The organism is Methanofollis formosanus, assembly GCF_019633745.1.
In the GTDB taxonomy this organism is placed as follows: Archaea; Halobacteriota; Methanomicrobia; order Methanomicrobiales; family Methanofollaceae; genus Methanofollis; species Methanofollis formosanus.
The window spans coordinates 12,856-30,222 of sequence record NZ_CP037968.1 but is presented as its reverse complement, the minus strand read 5'-3'; the positions used below and the strand labels follow the sequence as shown (position 1 = coordinate 30,222).

The following is a 17,367-nucleotide window of genomic DNA, read 5'->3' as shown; positions in this document are numbered from 1 at the left end:
GATGAGTGCGGGAAGCTACTATGATGTCCTCGGTGTCTCGAGGGATGCCGGTCAGCAGGAGATCAAGAAGGCGTACCGCAACCTTGCACGCAAGTACCATCCTGATGTCTGCAAGGAACCGGACGCAGAAGAGAAATTCAAGGAGATCAACGAGGCCTATTCGGTCCTCTCAGACGAACAGAAAAAGGCCCAGTATGACAATATCGGCCACGAGGCGTTCACCAACGCCTCGAAAGGCTCGTACTCGGGCGGCGGCGGATATGGCGGCGGGTTCCAGGCAGACTTCAGCGGGTTTGGGGACATCTTCGACACCTTCTTCGGCGGAGGCGGCGGGGGCGGCCCCAGGGGCCCGAAGCCCGGCGCCGATCTCCTCCTCAGGATGAAGATCAGCCTCAGGGACGCCGTCTTCGGGGTCGACCGCGAGGTGGAGGTCTACCACAGCGAGGCCTGTCCTGACTGCGACGGGACCGGGAGCAAGACGAAGAAGATGCGCACCTGCTCGAAGTGCGGCGGGAGCGGGCAGATCCGGCAGGTGAGCCAGTCGATCTTCGGGCAGTTCGTGAGGATGAGCACCTGTCCGTCCTGCAACGGCAGGGGGAAGACTCCAGAGGAACCCTGCTCGAAGTGCGGCGGGAGCGGCCACACCAGGGTGAAGCGGAAGGTCACGGTCCACATACCGGCGGGTGCGTATACCGGCATCCGTCTCAGGATGGAAGGATACGGCGAGGCCGGGGATTACGGCGCACCGGTCGGCGACCTGTACGTCGAGGTGCTGGTCGAGGAGCACCCGAAGTTTGTCCGCACCGGTGACAACCTGGAGACCGAGGTGAAGGTCACCCCGGCACAGGCGGCGGTCGGGTCGAAGGTGGAGGTGAAGACCATCGACGAACGCACCGTCGAACTGAAGATCCCGGCCGGGATCCAGCACGGCACGGCCCTCCGGATTCCCGGCGAGGGGGTGCGGCGGCGGGGCAGGCCCGGCGACCTCCTGGTGCGGGTGCGGCTTGTCGTGCCCAAGAAACTCTCCGACGAAGAGAAGGAACTCTACGAGAAGCTCCTTGAACTCGAGAAGAAGAGTTCTGAGAAGAAGGGGTTCTTCAAGGACTTCGTCGATAAGATGCGGGGCGGGTCTGAGGAGTAGGGCCCCCTCGTTTTTTTTCTCCGTCGTACGTTCTCGTCATTCTGTCGCGGCGCTGTTTCGATTGTCTCTCAGCATAGAGATGCTGGAGACGTTTTCGAAGTACTTGAACGTCTTTTTTCCAGGACCATTGCTTTTATCGGCTCTGTAGAATTTTTCATGAGGCGAGCGCCCGCCTCAAGCATACGCGATGAAAATATCAGATCAGATCTGGATCGATTCTTGACCCTCATCCTTGTATTCGAGGAGTGAATCGAAGTCGAGCATCATGCTGCCCCTCGGCTATCTTCGTCGTGGGGGGTCCGGCGGGTGCAACCCCCCGGCGCGAGATGGCAGGGAAATCTCGACGACGGGGGCGGCCGATTCCATCAGAAGAATTTTTTTATCCCCTGCATATCGGCTTCAACGGGATATGGCGAGTTCAAACTCTCATGCAAACCTGAAGAGAGGATCGTCAGGATCATTTTCATAGTAATCAGGCATGAACCTCGGGCTCAAGTATGGGCGATGAAAATCTTTCTGATGAAATCTTCACGTGCGGAAGAGTCCTTGGCGCCCTCGGCCGCGTCGGGCGCACCGGCACGATGCGCAGGGTCGTGGACAACCGGGTTTGACCGGGTCACAAACCCCTGAGCACCGCCGCAAACTCCTCCAGGTACTCCTTCCTGCTCAGGCTCCCGTCAGGGAACCGTGCCGCCGGATCCCTGCACGCCGTGATGGTCTCGTCGGACGGCACGAGGGTGACCGGGATGCCGGTGCGGGCCGATGCCGCTCGCATCGCTTTCCGAAACTCGCCGAGGCAGTAGGCCACGCGGTGCCGGTACGTCCTTTCCGTCTTTCTGAGATATCCTTCCAGACGGACAGTCTCGATCCGCAGAAACGACTCGTGGACCGCCGGGTCGGGAGAGCGGCCGAGCATGTACCGGTACGAGGCATAGGGATACATCAGTTCGAGTTCCCGCGGCACCACCCCGCAGGTGCCGAAGACCACCCGGTGCACCCGCTCCTCGGGCAGGGCCGAGGCGATCACCCGGTCGAAGAGTCGGTGGCTCGGGCTGGTGCTGTACGGCTTGTGGACCGAACAGGGGAGAAAGACGGCCACCTCCCGCTCGGGGACCGGATAATGCCTGAGGATATACTGGTAGGCCTCCTCGAACTCGGGTTTGAAGAACGGGGGAGTGCCGGTGGCAATCGCCGGCGGCATTGGAGCGTTGGACGCACCCCGAGTGGGGGTTTGTGGAGAGAACGGACTGGTTTTGTCATCGGTTCCGGCCGTACTGCTTTGCACGCCTCTATATATCTGAGAATCCCTTAATAATGGGTAGCCATGAAATTGCTCTTCGAGCTCTCAGGGGAACACCCGACCCTCCCCTTCGCCGAACTGGAATGTGTGGGCCGGATCACCGACAGGCGGACCAGGGTGGCGGTGGCGGAGTGTCCCGACCCGGCGGCGACCGACCGACTGGCCCTCACCCACACGGTGATGGAGTACCTCGGCGAGTGCGAACCGACCGCCGACGCGCTCGCCGCCCTCCTCGACGACCTGGCGATCGAGACCGACCGCCCCTTCGCCGCGCGGGTCAAGGTGGTCGACGGCGCCGCCGGTCATCCCCCGCAGCTCTCCCTCGAGCGCCTGATCGGGAGCCATGTCAGGGGTCCGGTCTCGCTGAAATCGCCGGAAGTCGTCTTCAGGGCCGTCATATCCGAAGACCGTTGCTATTTCGGCCGCGTCCTCGTAGGGGGACTTCGCAGCACCTACGAGGAGAGGCGACCGATCACCAGGCCCTTCTTCCACCCCGGCGTCATGATGCCCAGGATGGCGCGGGCGATGGTGAACCTCTCGCTCGTCGTACCCGGCGAGGTGATGTACGACCCCTTCTGCGGCACCGGCGGGATGCTCGAGGAAGGGCGGTTGGTCGGGGCCAGAATACTCGGCAGCGACGCTGACCTCTTCATGGTGAGAGGAGCAGAGCGGAACGTCCCCTCCGCCGACCTCCTCGTCGCCGACGCCACCGCCCTCCCGGCCTGCGACGCCTCGTTCGACGCCGTGGTCACCGACCTGCCGTACGGCCAGTCGGTCTGCATCAAAGCCGAGAGCCTGAACCGGTTGTACGAAGGATCTCTCACCGAGATCAGGCGGGTGCTCAAAGACGGACGCCGGGCGGTCGTTATCGCCCACCGCGACATCAGGGAGATCGCCGGCCGTCACTTCACCGTCCTGCAGTACCACGAACAGCGGGTGCACAAAAGCCTCACTCGCCGGGTTCTGGTGCTTGAGAAGGATGCAACAGACTGAACATCCATAAACGTTTATACAAAAAGGCAGATCACAAAACGGGAAGACAGGAAATCCAATGGCATTCAATAACGGGCTGGAGATGATCGAGTGGCTGCGGAAAAATTTCCATACCATTGCCCCGACACACGCACTCGCCCTGAAGGCAACCAGGCATCTCCGGAAATCTGAGAAAAAATATTTGTTTTCTGAGGACATCTCCCTGATGCGGACCGCAGAGGGGCGGTGGTACGAGGGACTCATCTACGAGATGATGATCCTGGCGGCCTCCAAGTGCGACTTTGTCAAGGGCGTGATCAGGAAGGGGGCCGACGCTCCCTACACCAGACACAAGATCTCACAAAACCAGAACGGGACCTTCTACTCAAACTACGGCGATATCAAGGTGAGAGGCAACGGTCAGGACCTTGCAGAGGTCGACCTCCTCCTCATCGACCAGCAGAACACCGTCGCCTTCGCGGAGATCATCACCTCCCCCACCGACCTCAAAGATTTTGAACAGGAGATCGTCTTTAAGAAACGGCTCATCGGCTATCTCTACGGTCAGCCCATCGTACCATTCATCCTCATCTCGTCGGTGGACATCTCAAGGAACGCCATCGTCCAGCGGATCATGAATGAGCCCGACTCGGTCCTGATCGTCACCTCGTCGTGCGAGGAGATCAAGAAGACACTCAACCCGCGGGATATAAGATACAGGCCGAGAAAACCGATTGCCCACCCGAAACTGATCCCGCTCGGCGACGTCCACCCGAAACGTCCCTTCGATTACCGCGAACTCCATGACCAGCGCCGGGAACAGATGATCAAACTGATGGATGAAGGGGCGTCCTGCGAGGCGCTGACCGCCCCGGACGAGATCCCGCCGATCGTCAAGAAGATCGTCTTTGGCGCCCTCCACCCACCGGCGATCAAGTCCCTCTTCCAGTCCACCACGGTCACGATCAAGGGCGAACCCATCACCTATGAGGAAGTGATGAAACGTTTCTCCAAGGTGATCTTCGCCGTCAACCTCCCCGAGTGCCGCCCGATTCTGTACTTCAGGACGCGGAACAAGAAAGAGTATTTCAAGATGGTGCCGGCAAAGGCTGGCGGGTTCAAGTACGAGAGCAGACGCACGCCGCATATGGCCGGCTTCTTCCTCTGGCTCGAGGGCACCCAACCGTCCCTCGGCACACGCAAGACGCGGATCCTCCTCGAATATTTTGTCGAGAACGAGAAGAAGGAGAGCATAAAGAAAGAACCCGCGAAAAAATCGAGAAAACCGAAGAAGTCAAAGAGACGCAGGAAATAATCGTTCTTCGGGCTTTGTAGAATCGGGCATGAACATGGGGTTCAAGCATACGGGATGATAATTTCTCGTCGCTTGATCGCTCTCTTTTCAAGACAGGAGAGACGGTGGAGACCTCGTTCCGTCGCCGCCCCCACCTATCGTCGGTCCGTGGGGGGTCCGGGGGGTTTCCCCCGGCGCGAGATGGCAGGGAAATTTCGACGATGGGGGCGGCCGATCCATCTGAAGAATTTTCTATCCTCTGCGTATCGGCTTCAACGTGATATGACAAGTTCAAACGCTCATGCAAACCTGAAGAGAGGATCGTCTGGATCATTTTCATGGTAATCCAGCATGAGGTGAGATCACACCTCAAGCATACATGATGAACATATCATCTCAGAACTGGATCGATTCTTGACCCTCATCCGTGCGTTCGAGGAGTGCATCGAAGTCGAGCATCGTGCCACCCCTCGGCTATCTTCGTCGTGGGGGGCCCGGGGGGTTTCCCCCCGGCGCGAGATGGCAGGGAAATCTCGACGATTCGGGGCGGCCGATCCATCAGAAGAATTTTCTATTCTCTGCGTATTGGCTTCAACGAGATATGGCGAGTTCAAACTCTCATACAAATCTGAAGAGAGGATCTTCGCGATCATTTTCATGGTAAATCATCTTGATGGTTCTCTTCGCCGGGGGGCTGGCCGCCCCCGAACCCCCCGCGTGAGCGATAGGCGGTGGACGGCAACCCCCCTTTCAGGGTTATTTCTCCGCCTTCCCGCCCCAATCTTCATCCGGGGGCAGCGCCCCCGGCGCGATTGATGTGAGAAGGCGATGGATTCGGTTCACAGAGGGTTGAAGTGATGATAAAAGGATGGTTTACCATGAAAATGATCCTGACGATCCTCTCTTCAGGTTTCCATAATGGTTTGAATCCACCAAACGCCTTCAGGACTGATACACAGATTGCAGATGCATCTCCTGAATGATCGGGCCTCTGCCTTCCCGGCCCTATCTTCATCCCGGGGGTCCGGGGGCAGAGCCCCCGGCGCAAGGGTGCGGGAAGGCATGATGATCAGATGTGCCGCCCTCATCGCAGAATCTTTCCTGGAATCTCGCACCGTGGGGTTGCACCCCCGGACCCCCCACGATGAGGATGTGCGGGGGCGGCAATGAAGTGGTCGCCCCATGTGGTGTCCTGCTCCGAAGAGGGAGCAAGGATCCACTCACCAGAGACCACCAGGAATGTTCATCCCGTATGCTTGAATCCAGGGTTCATGCCCGATTCTACAGAGCCGTTCTTCGTGCTTTCATGTGGGGTGTAAGGACACTGTTGAATCCCCCTGATTGATCTTTTTTGAGGGTTGGCCGCTCCCTATTTCTCCCGCGCTAAGATAGACGCGAGGAAAGCAATAGTCTCTTCTGGGTCGCCTGTTCCGCCTTCCCCGCCCAATCTTCGCGCGGGGGTCCGGTGGTCGCAACCCCGGCGCGATTCCTACAGAGCCATTCAACCAGAAAAACCCGCGCCGTTCACGCCCGCCGCCGGCCCGCGATGAACTCCTCGGTCATCGCATATGCCTCGTCGTCGGGATATTGTTCGGGCGGGTGCTTCATAAAGAACGACGACGGCGAGACGAGCACCCCGCCTATTCCCCGCTCGAGGGCGAGTTTGCAGCACCGGATCGCGTCGATAACCACCCCCCCCGAGTTCGGGGAGTCCTCGACCGAGAGACGGAGTTCGAGGTTCATCGGAACATCGCCGAAAACCCGCCCCTCCATCCGCAGGAAACAGATCTTGTTGTCATTCTGCCAGGCGACATAGTCGCTCGGCCCGATGTGGATCTTCTCATCCTCGAGACGGTGAGGGAGGACCGACTGGACCGCCTCGGTCTTTGAAACTCGCTTCGAGGCAAGCCGCTCGTGGTTGAGCATATTGAGGAAGTCGGTGTTCCCACCGGTATTGAGCTGGTAGGTCCGATCAAGGACGACGCCCCGCTTTGCAAAGAGGTCGGCAAGGGTCCGGTGGGTGATCGTCGCCCCGAGTTGTGCCTTGATGTCGTCACCGACGATCGGAACCCCGCGGGCCCTGAACCGTTCCGACCATTCGGGGTCACTCGCAATGAAGACCGGCATATTGTTGATAAGCGCCACCCCGGCCTCGAGGGCGCACCCGGCATAGAACCGTGCCGCCTGCTCTGAACCGACCGGGAGATAGTTGAGGAGGATCTCCGCGCCCGAGGCCTTCAGTTCGGCCACGATCTCCTCCTTCGTTGCCTCGGGCTCCCGGGCAGGGACAAAGATCCGGGCCTCCGGGTAATGTGCCATATGCTCCGAGCACCCGTCGAGGACCCGCCCCATCTTTACCGTCTTCCCGGTCTCTGGGACATCAGGGCAGAAGACCTTCGTGCAGTTCGGCGGGGCGAAGATCGCCTCCGCGATATCCCGACCCACCTTGCGGACGTCGATGTCGAAGGCGGCGACGACCTCGATGTCCCCCGGCGTATAACCGCCGATATCCCAGTGCATCAGCCCGATTGCATCCTGATCGGTACGGTTCCTGTAATACTCGATCCCCTGGATGAGGGAAGACGCACAGTTCCCGACTCCGACGATGGCGATTTTTATCTGATCCATAGAACCGTCCACTGATATGGATGTCGGTCTGCAATACTTTAATTTTAACGAAATGGCCCGGGATGAACGGGAAATTATCTCTAAAAATGAAGAATAAATGAAGAGTACCCGATCCCGTCACCAGTTAGGGGACGTACGGGCTCTCCTCGAAGAGTTTCAGTGCGGTCGGAACGTGCCTCTTCACCTCATCGTAGAAGTACCGCACGTACTGCGGGTCCGAGGTATCGATCGACCCCTGGATCGTCCTCCTGAGCCACTCAGGAAGCGTTCCCTCCTCTTCGACCGAGTTCATGACCACGACCACCGTCTCGTCGACGTCCCGTCTGCTTGTCCACCGGTATGGCATACTGACATCCCCCTTCGGGCTTATCATATGGGCCCGACATTTATAGATTCCGCATACCCCGACCCCTCGAAACCCTTTAATAGGGGACAGCCAATCACCATCCATGACCTGCTGGATTGCTGTCTCTGAAGAGAATAAATGGGAGACTATCAAGGAAAAGATGGTCTGGGCCGTTGCCCAGCGTCACGCCGACACGATCAGCAAGGTCGAACTCGGCGACCGTCTCCTTGTCTATATCCATGACCTGGAAGAACCTTCCTTTCTCGGGGCCTTTGAGATCGCGTCCGAACTCTTTATCAATCGGATCCCGCTGTTCCCCGGGACCGAGGAGATCTATCCGCTCAGGGTCAAACTCAAACCGGCCACAGCCTTCAACGAACCGGTCCGGGTCGCTCCTCTCGCCACAGAACTGAAGGTGCTCAAAGATATGGGGAACTGGCAGGAAGAACTCGCCGCCCAGGCGATGCGGGCGATCCCTGAAGAAGACTACGTGCGGGTTCTGGCCGCCGCAGCCGTGCCGGTTCAGAGATAGATAAGATAGACCAGGAGAGTTGAGACCAGCGCGAAGAGGGGAGTGAGAACCGCCCCGGCCCGCAGGTAGTCGCGGGTATGATAGCCTCCGGGCCCCATCAGCAGGGCGTTGACCTGGTGGGTGGGGATGAGAAAAGAGTTGGAGGCCGAGATCCCGATGAGCAGGGCGAGTCCGGCGGGATCGATGCCGGCTCCTCCTCCGACCGCGAGGGCGAGGGGGACCAGGAGGACCGTCGCCGCGGCGTTGGACATAAAGAGCGAGAGGAAGGTGGTGAGGAGGGAGAAGGCGAGGAGCACCAGGAAAATGGGGCGGCCGACCAGAACCGCCGTCAGCCCGGAGGCGATCGCGGCCGCGGCCCCCGAGGTCTCCATCGCGATCCCCAGCGGGATCAACCCGCCGATCAGGACGATGGTCCGCCAGTCGACAGCGTGGTAGGCCTCGCCGATGGTGACCACCCCGAAGAGGACCATCCCGACCGCTCCGGTAAAGAAGGAGAGGCCGATCGGAGCGCCCGTGAACGTGAGCAGGAGCGCCCCCGCAAAACACGCCGCCGCGGCCGGGGCCCTCGACTCCCGCAGCCCCGCCTCCTCCAGAGGCGTGGCCAGCACAAACCTGGCGCCGTCGGCGAAGGCCCTGACCCGTTCCCACCGGCCGTGCACGACGATGATGTCTCCGGGTTTCAGCGGCCGGTCGGAAAACTCGTGGAACGGCCCCTCCTCACCTGAGACCAGCAGAAGCGGTTCGATCCCCTGGTTCTTGCGCAGGGCAAGTTCACGGAGTGTCTTTCCCACCACCCCGGCGTGCGGCCTCACCACCACCTCGGCAAACCCCGCGCTGGCCGGCGAAAGTCCGAGCACCGTCTGCTCCTCCCCCCTGCTCACCTCGAGTTCATAGTCATCGACGAACCTGAGAAAGTCCTCTTCTCTCCCGAGAACAGCAAGTTCCTGCCCGGGTACAAAACGCGTGTATCGCCACGGCGCATAGAGGACGTCGCCTTCCTCCTCGAGGGCGAGGAGGTGGAGGGCGTACCCGGCGGTGAGCCCCGACCCCTCCCTCGTCAACCCGACGAGCGGGCTCTTCTCGGGGATGCGGCAGTAGCGCACCCCGGCAGGAAGGTTCCATCCGGCGACCAGTTCTTCCTGCGTCCCCTTCACCGGGACGCCGGCTGCGGAAGGGAGGAGATGCCGACCGAAGAGCGTGAAGACCGCGATCCAGGTCAGGAGGAGCGTGAGCCCGATCGGTGCCGGGGCGAAGAGCCCGAAGGGTTCGTACCCGCTCTGGAGCATGATATCGTTGAGGAGGATGAGCGGACTTGAACCGACCATGGTGATCGTCCCGCCGAGGATCGCCGCAAACCCCACCGGCATCAGGAGCTGCGAGGGCGGGGTCCTGACACTCTCTGCAATCCGCAGCAGCGCCGGGAGGAAGACGACCACGGCCCCGATATTCTGCATCACCGACGAGACCACGCCGACGACCGAGGAGACCCTCACGAAGAGGCGCCGCTCCGACCCCTCGCCCCTGGTCATGAGAATCTCAGAGAGCCGGTGCATCAGCCCGGCCCGGTCGATCCCGTACCCGAGGACCATCACGCCTGCCATCGCGACAACGGCATTGCTTGCAAACCCCGAGAAGGCCTGGGCGGGCGTGACCAGTCCCAGCCACGCAAGCGTCAGCAGGAGAACGACAGCGGTGACGTCGACCCTGAACCGCTCGGTCACAAAGAGCACGACCGCCGCGAAAAGCACGCCAATGACTGCGATCATCCCGATATCCATCTCGGCCGCCCCCTCTGATCGCCGGGAGATCGCACTGCGTCTTCATAAAGATGCATGCCGGGACGGTGCAAGACCGGTCAGATTAAAAAGCGGTGACTGACCATAGGTATACGGACAGATCCCATGGCGGACCATAACATGGAAAACTACGAAGAGACCTATGCGGACTTCGCGATCGACGTCCCCGAGTACTTCAACTTCGGGTACGACGTCATCGACGCATGGGCCAAAAAGGACCGTAACCGCCTTGCCATGATCTGGGTTGACCAGAACGGTGAAGAGAGGAAGTTCACCTACCGGGACATTGCAAACCTCTCGAACCAGGCGGCAAATATTCTGCTCAAGTACGACATCTGCAAGGGCGACCGCGTACTCATTCTTCTTCCAAGAGTACCCGAATGGTGGATCTTCGTCACCGCCCTCATCAAACTCGGTGCCGTATACTGTCCGTGCCCGACGCTCCTCACCCCCAAGGACCTGAAGTACCGGGTGAACGCGGGCAAGTTCAAGATGGTCATCACGAACATGGAGCACTCCTGGAAGGTCGAGGAGATCTGCAACGAGTGCCCCACGCTCAAGTACCGCTTCCTGGCGGACGGCGAGCAGGAAGGCTGGGCGAGCTTCCCGTACGAGTTGATCTATCCCGCTCCGGTCTCACACCGCAAGGTCTCGATGCCGGTGGTGAAGAAGACCAGAGCCACCGACCCGATGCTCATCTACTTCACCTCGGGCACGACCGGCGAGCCGAAGATGGTGCTTCACAACGAAGCCCATCCCCTCGGTCATATCATCACCGCGAAGTACTGGCACGACCTCACCGAGCACGACCTCCACCTCACGCTCTCCGACACCGGGTGGGCGAAGTGTGGATGGGGCAAGATCTTCGGGCAGTGGATCTGCGGCGCCGCCATCTTCGTCTACGACATCCGCGGCAAGTTCTCGGCGACCGAGATCCTCCCGCTCCTGGAGAAGTACGAGGTCACCACCTTCTGCGCCCCGCCGACGATCTACCGGATGCTCATCCTGGCGGACCTCAAGAAGTACGACCTTCGCGAGCTGCGCCACTGTACGAGCGCCGGCGAACCCCTCAACCCCGAAGTGATCAGGATCTGGGAGGAGGGGACCGGCCTCACCATCAAGGAGGGCTACGGCCAGACCGAGACAGTCTGTGCCATCGCCACCTTCCCGTGCATGAAGCCGAAACTCGGCTCGATGGGCAAACCCTCTCCCGGCTGGCATATCGAGCTCCATAACGACGACGGCACGCCCTGCGAACCGTTCGAGGAGGGCCGTATCGCCATCTCTCTCCACCCGCGGCCGCCCGGCCTGATCGTGGAGTACCTCAACAATCCGGAGGCGAACGCGGAGTCCTTCCAGAACGGCTTCTACTACACCGGCGACCGGGCCTATTACGACGACGACGGCTACTTCTGGTTTGTCGGCCGTGACGACGACGTGATCAAGAGTTCGGGCTACCGGATCGGACCCTTCGAGGTCGAATCTGCGCTGATGGAGCACCCTGCGGTGCAGGAGTGTGCGGTCGTCGGGTCGCCCGACCTGATCCGCGGGATGATCGTCAAGGCCTTCATCGTCCTCAACGAGGGTTTCGAGCCGTCGGAGGCGCTGGTCAAGGAACTCCAGCGGCACGTCAAGAAGACGACCGCGCCGTACAAGTACCCAAGAGCCATCGAATTCGTCGACGACCTCCCCAAGACCATCTCAGGCAAGATCAAGCGGAAGGAACTGAAGATGATCGAGATGGAGCGGTACGAGAACAATCAGGCCAGGGACCAGGACGACTGAACCCGGCCCTCATTTTCTTTTCTATCCCGGCCCTGCAAAGGGTTTTGAATACGAACAAGTGGCTTTTCCGGCGGCATTGAATCCCTTGATCGTTCTCCTCACGACAGGGTCGCAGGCGGGGGAACACACGCCCTCGCCGCTCCCCGCCTATTCTCGCTGATGGGGTCGGGGAGGCGGCCAGCCTCCCCGGTGAGATAGCCATCCCGGGGAATTCTTCAAAGTCGGATAATCCTTTTCCGGACCTCCCGGATCATCGCATACTATATCAACCCTTCCTTCCTATGCTATACCGCTATGCAAAACGCCGAGCATACATACCAAACCTACGAGGACGTCTATGCCTCCTATCACCCGGAGGTGCCGGAGTTCTTCAACTTCGGCTTCGACGTCGTCGATATGTGGGCAGAGAAAGACCGCAACAGACTTGCGATGATCTGGGCCGACCAGGAAGGGCATGAGAAGAACTACACCTTCCGCCACCTGATGAACCTCTCCAATCAGGCGGCGAACATGCTCCTCAAGTACGGCATTAACAAGGGCGACCGGGTCATCATCATGCTCCACCGCATCCCTGAGTGGTGGATCTTCGCTATTGCGGCCATTAAGCTCGGCGCCATTTTCTGCCCCTGTCCGACGATGCTGACCCCGAAAGACCTGGAGTACCGGGTCAATGCGGGCAAGTTCAAGATGGTCATCACCGACAGCGAGAACGCCTGGAAAGTCGACGAGATCTGCGCCGAATGTCCCTCGCTCGTCTCCCGCTTCCTTGTGGACGGTGAGATGGCCGGGTGGATCAGCTACCCCGTCGAACTCACCTACCCGGCCCCCGCCTCCACGGTCTTCATCCGTCTCCCGGGCATGAAGAAGACCAGGGCGACCGACCCGATGCTCATCTTCTTCACCTCCGGGACGACCGGCGAGCCGAAGATGGTCCTTCACAACCAGGCCTATCCGATCGGTCACATCGTCACCGGAAAGTTCTGGCTCGACCTCAAACCAAACGACCTCCACTTCACCCTTGCGGACACCGGGTGGGGCAAGTGCGCCTGGGGCAAGTTCTTCGGTCCCTGGATGCAGGGGGCCTGCACGCTGATCTATGATATCCGCGGCAAGTTCAAGGCGACCCAGCTCCTGCCGATCCTGGAAAAATATGAGGTCACCAGTTTCTGCGCCCCGCCGACGGTGTACCGGATGCTCATCCTCGCGGACCTGGAGAAGTTCGATCTCTCGCAGCTGCGTCACTGCGTCAGCGCGGGCGAACCCCTCAACCCCGAGGTGATCAGGGCCTGGGAGAAGGGGACCGATCAGACGATCTACGAGGGCTACGGCCAGACCGAAACGGTGCTCTGCGTCGGGACGTTCCCGTGCATGGAACCGAAGCTTGGCTCGATGGGCAGGCCTTCGCCAGGCTGGCAGGTCGAGCTCCATGACGACGAGGGCAGACCGGTCCCGGCGGGCGAGGAAGGCCGGATCGCGATCAGGGCCGAGCCCAAACCCCCCGGCATGTTCATGGAATACTTTGCCAACCCGGCCGCAAACGAGGAGTCTTTCCATGAAGGCTGGTACTACACCGGCGACAAGGCCTACATGGACGACGACGGCTACTTCTGGTTTGTCGGCCGTGACGACGACGTGATCAAGAGTTCGGGCTACCGCGTCGGACCCTTCGAGGTCGAGTCAGCCCTCATCGAACACCCGGCGGTGCAGGAATGTGCCGTGGTGGGATCGCCCGACATAATCCGCGGGATGATCATCAAGGCATTTGTCGTCCTGGCGCCGGGCTTCGAGCCTTCGGACGCTCTCGTCAAGGAACTCCAGAAGTTCGTGAAGCGGACGACCGCTCCGTACAAGTACCCGAGGGCCATCGAGTTCGTCGAGGATCTCCCCAAGACCATCTCCGGCAAGATCAAGCGCAACGTCCTGCGCGACCTCGAACTCGAGCGGTACAATAGCCAGGGCGGCGACGAGAAGGAGTGATCGAGGACCGGCTTTTGACCGGCCCCTGAATTTTTGGCTTTGTAGAATCGGGCATGAACCCCTGGCTCAAGCATACGGGATGAAAATTTCTCGTCGCTTGCTCTCTCTTTTCAAGACCGGAGAATCTGGGGGGATCGTGTTCCATCGCCGCCCCCACCTATCTTCGTCGTGGGGGGTCCGGGGGGTGCAATCCCCCGGTGCGAGATGGCAGGAAAATCTCGACGATGGGGGCGGCCGATCCATCTGAAGAATTTTCTATCCTCTGCGTATCGGCTTCAACGTGATATAAAGAGCTCAGACTCTCATGCAAACATGAAGAGAGGATATTCTGGATCATTTTCATGGTAAATCATCTTGACGGTTCTCTTTGACGGGGGGCTTGCCGCCCCCCGAACCCCCCGCGCGAGCGATAGGCGGAGGGCGGCACGCCTGATCGATCATCACGCCTTCCTCCATCATCTCGCCGGGGGCGCAGTCCCCCGACCCCCGGGATGAAGATAGAGGTGGGAGGGCACAATCAATGGACTTGAAGAGAGAGATGCCGTCCACCACACCTCTCTTCGCGCGCGGTGACCGGGAGGCGGCCCTCTGATCATTTACCGGTTCATTCACCCACACCGATCGCTCTCACGCCTTCCCCTGCCTCACTCTCTCCCGTACTGATTGAGCACATGGATCAGCGCGGCGAAGCCCTCCATCTCCATCAGCAGGACGTCCTCCCGGCGCATTCCCATCGAGGTCTCGGCGTCTGCGGTGAGCATCTCCGGCCCGCGGACGACCGTGCGGGCGACGCCGTCGCGGGAGAGCACCTTCGCGGCCTCCCGGTCATGGACGAAGGCCCGGCCAGGGATCACCACCGCTTCCTCGAGTGAGGCGAGGTCGAGGGCCGCAAGGTCGTTGCGGGTGATGAGGCACGCGATCTCCTGGGGCGTGGAGACCACGCGGCACCCGCCGCCGCAGGCGTCGAGCACCTCCTGGACGTACGGCGCAGCGACACCGCCGCTGACCACCGTCGCCCGCCGCCTGACCCTGGGGAGTTTGGCCAGGAGGTCGGGCTCGTTGAGGATGACAAAGGGAGACCCGATCTCGGGATCCCAGAGGGGCGTACCGCTGATCTTGAGGGAGTGGGCCGCAGCAAGGGCGGTGACCCGGTCCCTGAACGCCTCCACCGTCTCGACCTGCTGCCCCTCGATGACGGGAGCGTTCCCGAGGATCAACCCCTGCTCCGTGGTGTTTGCAAACCGCATCAGGATCAGGCCCTTCGCCCCCGCGTCCTCCAGCCAGGCACAGGTCTCTTCGAGTTTTTCGCCGTCGTTGACTCCGGGGATCACCACCGCGGCCGCATAGACATCGATCTCCTCGCAGAGCCGTCGCATCACCGCAAGCGAGGCCTCGGGGGTGGGGTCGTGCATGTACCTCCGGCGGAGGGCCGGGTCCGCGGAGAAGATGGTGTACGAAACCTCGGTGAGACCGTTCTCGATGAGCATATCGGCGATACCCGGGTCGTCAAAACCTTTCCCGCTGGTGTACCCGATATGGAGCGGCGCCTCCATACTTCCGAGCAGTTCGACGAGGTCGGTGAAGGCCGGGTAACAACTCGGGTCGCCGCCGCCGCTGATGGTGACGCGGCTGATATCGTCGGTGAGCATCTGGAGGTTGGCGAGGATATCGTCTGCGACCGTGGAGAGAGACTTGAACCCGCTGTACTGCTCCTTCACCCCCCGCGTGCAGTAGTCGCAGCCCACCTTGAAGGGCGGGCAGTACTGGCAGCCGAAGGGAGCGACGTCGCCGACATGCTTGAAATAACAGTACTCACAGAATCCCCGGCAATCGACACCCGGGCGCCCCCCGATATCCACGGTCAGCTGAGCCATCTGCTATTTCTTTCTCTCCTGCAAGGTTAAATGCTATGGGATCGCCGTTTCACGGGATCCGAAAAAAAGAGATGGCCCGGGACGGCCACGTCACCTGAATCTGCCGCGGCTGAGGACAATGCCGATGCCCGCAAGGGCGATCAGGCCGAGGGCGGCGTACCCCAGTATCGCAGGCACATTTCCGGCATTCTCATCAGATCCGTCCGGCCCCCCGATCTCAGAATATCCTTCCCCGATCCTGACGTCTTTGAGAGCGGTGGAACCGCCCGGAGTTTTCACCCCGTCACCGCCACTCTTCGGAACCAGAGTCTCGATTCCGGCGGCTCCCTCGTTTGCCTCGGTACTTTTCTCTTCAGAAGAGGTCGAGGAGGACCATTCGCCGCCCTCGCTGTCAGAAGAGTACTTTCTGGGCTCTGCGTTGGAACCAATGGTGAACTCAGTCTGGTCGACAGCGACGACCGATCCGTTTTCACCGGTACCATACAGGATAACCTGATAGGTTCCTGCCTTGAGTCCGCCGAGCGCTTCGGCCGGCACAATCACCTCAGATCCCATTTCAGCCCCGGCAACTCCATAGCCGGTGGAGATCGGGACAAATGTGTTGAGATCATCGGGACCCTGTGTCTCACCGTCGACGATGAGGCTGAACATCACCGGACTATCCTCATAGGAGTGGCCTGGCACCTCCTGCATCAGGAAGTCGAGGAAGCATGTCTGGGTGATCATCGGGTGGTCCTGCAGGGCCATCAGATTCTCAATGTTGATCCCCATTTCAGCATCGAAAACGGCATCCTCTTTGAAGATGATATAGGCCAATCCTTCAATCGCGTTCCCCTCTTCGAAACCGAGGGCAACGTCTCCTCCGTCAGTGTAGATCTGCGGTGGTGCCCCGCCGTTCCAGGTAATGGCACGGTCTGTGTCCATCACGACGACCGGAGCGCTGCCGAGAATTTTCATGGCCGAGTTTTCCTGCTCGTATCTGAAGATGAGACAGAGGTACTCCCCTGGTGATGGGACGGTGTTAGAATGGGCGTCGCCCATACTCTTCGCCACAGTGGGGTCGGCAGAGAAGTTGTCGAGATCGACCTCCGAGTTCGTCAGGATCGTGCCAAAGTCATTGGGGTCAGAGCCGATAGCGAACCCGCCCCAGAGCACAAATTCATTTGTCTGCGGGTTCACAAAGACGATCCCGTCCTCGGTGTAGAGATAAATCCGATCGGTGGCGGCAAAGAGTGCCTCAAAGTCTTCTGGGCCGCCGACCTCCGAGACTTCGGGCGGGATCCTCAGCAGGAGAACATTTCCTGTCTCGCCGGGCACCTTTGCGGAGATCGTCGGGATCACCGCTTCTTTGTAGACTGCATGGACGTTGTACCCGCTCCAGTCCACCTCTCCGACTTCTGTAGCGGTGACGGTACATCCGTCCACCTCAAATGTACCGCTTGGACAGTCTCTGGTGATGTACCTCACCTGGGGACAGGTGAGCATCTTCAAGTCACATCCAGAGGTGCTCTCAAGGCCGATCCAGGTCACTTCAGGGTCGGCGAGATCGACGACCGATATCTCGGAGACCACAAGACCATTGAAACTGAAAGAATCATTGCATGAGACCGTGACGACCGGATCTGCAGCAGATACTATCGTCACCGCCCCGAATAGCAGAACTAAAAGAAAGATTACCGGATAATATCCAAAGGGCGTTTTCATTCCTCCCCCCCGTAACCC

12 protein-coding genes are annotated in these 17,367 nt (G+C 60.2%); 6 read left to right on the top strand and 6 right to left on the bottom strand.

Annotation, left to right across the window (positions count from 1 at the left end; translation table 11 throughout):
• Nucleotide 1: 1 nt before the first annotated feature.
• Nucleotides 2-1,141: a molecular chaperone DnaJ gene (gene dnaJ, locus E2N92_RS00120; protein ID WP_220681684.1), complete on the top strand. Its 1,140-nt coding sequence runs from the start codon at nucleotides 2-4 to the stop codon at nucleotides 1,139-1,141.
• A 616-nt stretch (nucleotides 1,142-1,757) separates the two neighbouring features.
• Here the strand turns inward: dnaJ and E2N92_RS00115 are convergent.
• The gene (locus tag E2N92_RS00115) at nucleotides 1,758-2,342 is read right to left on the bottom strand and encodes a DUF5591 domain-containing protein (RefSeq protein WP_220681683.1); all 585 of its coding nucleotides are present in this window, start codon (nucleotides 2,340-2,342) and stop codon (nucleotides 1,758-1,760) included.
• A 123-nt stretch (nucleotides 2,343-2,465) separates the two neighbouring features.
• Here E2N92_RS00115 and E2N92_RS00110 point away from each other — a divergent pair, with 123 nt between their 5' ends.
• Nucleotides 2,466-3,434 carry a methyltransferase domain-containing protein gene (locus E2N92_RS00110; protein WP_220681682.1) on the top strand — a complete coding sequence of 323 codons (969 nt, stop codon included), beginning with the start codon at nucleotides 2,466-2,468 and terminating at the stop codon, nucleotides 3,432-3,434.
• A 58-nt stretch (nucleotides 3,435-3,492) separates the two neighbouring features.
• On the top strand, nucleotides 3,493-4,728 hold the full coding sequence (locus E2N92_RS00105; protein WP_220681681.1) for a hypothetical protein: 1,236 nt from the start codon (nucleotides 3,493-3,495) through the stop codon (nucleotides 4,726-4,728).
• A 1,503-nt stretch (nucleotides 4,729-6,231) separates the two neighbouring features.
• Here E2N92_RS00105 and E2N92_RS00100 read toward each other — a convergent pair.
• Both E2N92_RS00100 and E2N92_RS00095 read right to left on the bottom strand, forming a co-directional pair.
• On the bottom strand, nucleotides 6,232-7,335 hold the full coding sequence (locus E2N92_RS00100; protein ID WP_220681680.1) for an inositol-3-phosphate synthase: 1,104 nt from the start codon (nucleotides 7,333-7,335) through the stop codon (nucleotides 6,232-6,234).
• A 124-nt stretch (nucleotides 7,336-7,459) separates the two neighbouring features.
• Nucleotides 7,460-7,681 carry a hypothetical protein gene (locus E2N92_RS00095; RefSeq protein WP_220681679.1) on the bottom strand — a complete coding sequence of 74 codons (222 nt, stop codon included), beginning with the start codon at nucleotides 7,679-7,681 and terminating at the stop codon, nucleotides 7,460-7,462.
• Nucleotides 7,682-7,784: 103 nt separating this feature from the next.
• On the opposite strand from E2N92_RS00095, the gene E2N92_RS00090 reads away from it, so the two are divergent.
• Nucleotides 7,785-8,213: an EVE domain-containing protein gene (locus tag E2N92_RS00090; RefSeq protein WP_220681678.1), complete on the top strand. Its 429-nt coding sequence runs from the start codon at nucleotides 7,785-7,787 to the stop codon at nucleotides 8,211-8,213.
• Here E2N92_RS00090 and E2N92_RS00085 read toward each other — a convergent pair.
• Complete coding sequence (locus E2N92_RS00085) at nucleotides 8,204-9,991, bottom strand: SLC13 family permease (RefSeq protein ID WP_220681677.1); 1,788 nt, start codon at nucleotides 9,989-9,991, stop codon at nucleotides 8,204-8,206. The genes E2N92_RS00090 and E2N92_RS00085 overlap by 10 nt on opposite strands.
• A 138-nt stretch (nucleotides 9,992-10,129) precedes the next feature.
• Here E2N92_RS00085 and E2N92_RS00080 point away from each other — a divergent pair, with 138 nt between their 5' ends.
• Entirely contained in the window at nucleotides 10,130-11,794 is a 1,665-nt protein-coding gene (locus E2N92_RS00080) for an AMP-binding protein (RefSeq protein WP_425515757.1), read from the top strand.
• A gap of 294 nt (nucleotides 11,795-12,088) precedes the next feature.
• Nucleotides 12,089-13,771: an AMP-binding protein gene (locus E2N92_RS00075; RefSeq protein WP_220681675.1), complete on the top strand. Its 1,683-nt coding sequence runs from the start codon at nucleotides 12,089-12,091 to the stop codon at nucleotides 13,769-13,771.
• Between the two features lie 644 nt (nucleotides 13,772-14,415).
• On the opposite strand, the gene mmp10 is transcribed toward E2N92_RS00075, so the two are convergent.
• Entirely contained in the window at nucleotides 14,416-15,645 is a 1,230-nt protein-coding gene (gene mmp10 / locus E2N92_RS00070) for a methyl coenzyme M reductase-arginine methyltransferase Mmp10 (RefSeq protein WP_220681674.1), read from the bottom strand.
• A 90-nt stretch (nucleotides 15,646-15,735) separates the two neighbouring features.
• Complete coding sequence (locus E2N92_RS00065; RefSeq protein ID WP_220681673.1) at nucleotides 15,736-17,349, bottom strand: hypothetical protein; 1,614 nt, start codon at nucleotides 17,347-17,349, stop codon at nucleotides 15,736-15,738.
• Nucleotides 17,350-17,367: the final 18 nt, after the last annotated feature.